Origin of the sequence: Vibrio olivae (assembly GCF_042428525.1) — a bacterium.
In the GTDB taxonomy this organism is placed as follows: Bacteria; Pseudomonadota; Gammaproteobacteria; order Enterobacterales; family Vibrionaceae; genus Vibrio; species Vibrio olivae.
Genome location: NZ_JBHMEP010000110.1, coordinates 1 through 560 on the forward strand (window position 1 = coordinate 1; position 560 = coordinate 560).

At 52.3% G+C, this 560-nt stretch carries 1 protein-coding gene; it reads left to right on the plus strand.

Going from position 1 to position 560, the window contains the following annotated elements; translation table 11 throughout:
- A partial coding sequence (locus ACFFUV_RS23765) for an ATP-binding cassette domain-containing protein (protein ID WP_390198477.1) occupies positions 1–560 on the plus strand: 560 nt, incomplete at both ends.

Sequence of the window (560 nt, forward strand, 5' to 3'; positions counted from 1 at the left end):
TCCTGCTGGGGGATAACGGCTGCGGCAAGACCACGCTACTTAAAATTTTGACCGGTGAATACCCTCGCCAGGACGGCACTTTTCGCTTTGGCAGCAACTTACTCACCGGCTATTTTGACCAGGTGCAGGCCAAGCTGGACCTGACGAAAACGGTAATCGGCGAGGTGTGGGACACCTTCCCTCAAATGACGGAGACCCGGGTGCGCAATGCGTTGGCGGCGTTCCTGTTTAAGGGAGAAGAAGTGTATCGGCCTTTGTCCGTGTGTTCCGGCGGTGAGCGTGCGCGTGTGGCGCTGCTGAAGTTGATGCTGGGCGGCTATAATTTCTTGTTGCTGGACGAGCCTACCAACCATTTGGATGCAGAATCTATCGATTGGTTGGAACAACATCTTCAACAATATGAAGGGACTGTTATTGCCGTAACCCACGACCGTTACTTCCTTGACCACGTTGCCGGCTGGATTCTCGAACTAGATCGTGGTGAAGGTATTCCATGGAAAGGAAACTACTCTTCCTGGCTGGAACAGAAGACGAAACGCATGGAAATGGAGGAAAAAACT